Genomic DNA, 1,814 nt, shown 5'->3' on the forward strand with positions numbered 1-1,814 from the left:
TTGAAGCCGCCACCGCGGTTATCGTCACGCTTGAAGCCGCCACGGTTGTCATCGCGACCGCCACGGAAGCCGCCTTCGCGGTTGTCGTCACGCTTGAAGCCGCCACCGCTGTTATCATCACGCTTGAAGCCACCACTACGGTTATCTTCAGTGCGCTTGAAGCCATCGCGCGAATTGTTGCGGTTTGATTCTGAGTTCCGGAAGTCGCCCTGTCCGCGTTCGGAACTACGGCGGAATTCGTTAGACATGTAATGTCCCCTTCAGCGGCTATCTCAAAACCGCAACCTTCGTGATCGCATTTGCGATGCACTTCACTATTTACTATTCACCATGCCGTCCGGCATGTACATCTATATCAAGTCTACGGGAGCCAACTGCCCTTACCATAAGAATCTGGAGCAATGTGGGCAGACACTCAGTATGGACTATGGATCCTCACCGTTAAAGTGCAAAAAGGGCCTATAGGCAATAAATGGTGTCTGCAATCTTGATCCTGCCCCGGAAAACCGGGGCAGGATCAAGACACACATGGATCTTGTTCCCATAGGCGTGACCCTTACAAGACAAAACACCCACCTATGCAGTATCTGCCAAAGCCCCCAAAAGAAAAACGGGAAACGCAACGGCAAGCAACGATGGCGCTGCCTCAACTGCAACGCCAGCACCACCTTCAAACGAGAAGACCTCACCGCACGCAACCAACTCGCCAGCTTCGTCAACTGGCTCATGAGCAAACAAACCCAAGCACAACACGGCGGAGGAACCGGCCGGACCTTCCGCCACCAAACCGCTTGGTGCTGGAACGTCCATCCCTTCCTGAACCACACCGCAGAAGTCTTCGACGAGATCCAAGTCGACGGAATCTACATCCGGCAAGGCTGGTGCCTGCTGATCGCTATCGCCCAAGGAAACGTCATTGGATGGCAATGGTGCGACCGAGAAAAATCAGCGGCGTGGACAGCGCTTCTGAAGCATTTCCCTGAACCGAAAGTCGTCATCACCGATGGCGGGTCAGGGCTGATGAAAGCGATGAAAGAGTTCTGGCCCAACGTGAAGATCCAGCGGTGCCTGGTTCATATCCAACGCAACGTCCGCACCTACCTGACCCTGAACCCACGCTTGCCAGCCGGTAAGTCATTACGCAGTTTGAGCCTAAAACTCACGAATATCCGCACCCAAGAAGCCGCGGCCCAATGGATGGCCGCCTTCGCGGCCTGGCATGCCCAGCACCAAGACCTCATCAACGAACGCACCTACGCAGCGCAATGGAACGGCGCGTTGCCCCAAGGCATTCGCAGCACCCGCACCTGGTGGTACACCCATGACCGGCTGCGCAAAGCGTACGAGAACATGCAGACCGCTTTGCGACGCGGTCACCTGTTCACGTACCTGAATGAAGATCTGAACGGGCTCGGGATCAGCTCGACAACGAACATGATTGAAGGCGCGGTGAACTCCGGGATCAGAGCGATGATTTTCTACCATCGCGGGATGCCCATTGAGCATCGCCGGCGTGCTTGCGAGTGGTTCTGCTGGACTCACACGGACAAGTCAGCACGGCCGAAATTCCCTGCGCTGATCAAGGCCGCCATCGTGCGTGCCGAACGGATTGCTACGGCCAAGGTAGCCGAGGAGAAACAGATCGGCCCTGAGCTTTATGGCACAGCCGCGGTCGCCGAGGAAGGGCTCTACGCCAGGGCTGGCTGGGGTGGACGTAGCCGCTAGCGCCCCGGTTTAGATGGGGTTTGTCCCGGGTGACACACCCGGGCAGACACCATTTCTTGCCTATAGGCCCAAAAAGGGGCTCCACCCCA

2 protein-coding genes are annotated in these 1,814 nt (G+C 56.8%); both read left to right on the top strand.

Annotated elements, in window-relative coordinates; translation table 11 throughout:
- Positions 1-188: hypothetical protein (locus CIK76_RS19550; RefSeq protein ID WP_217990331.1), on the top strand; the 188-nt coding region annotated here is incomplete at its 5' end.
- A gap of 340 nt (positions 189-528) precedes the next feature.
- Positions 529-1,725 carry an IS1249 family transposase gene (locus CIK76_RS02430; RefSeq protein WP_096283213.1) on the top strand — a complete coding sequence of 399 codons (1,197 nt, stop codon included), beginning with the start codon at positions 529-531 and terminating at the stop codon, positions 1,723-1,725.
- The last annotated feature ends 89 nt before the right edge of the window (positions 1,726-1,814 follow it).

Origin of the sequence: Glutamicibacter sp. BW80, from assembly GCF_002332385.1 — a bacterium.
Classification (GTDB): Bacteria; Actinomycetota; Actinomycetes; order Actinomycetales; family Micrococcaceae; genus Glutamicibacter.

Coding starts and splice junctions, on each gene's coding strand:
- CIK76_RS02430 (WP_096283213.1), top strand. CDS start 529: ATGGATCTTGTTCCCATAGGCGTGACCCTTACAAGACAAAACACCCAC.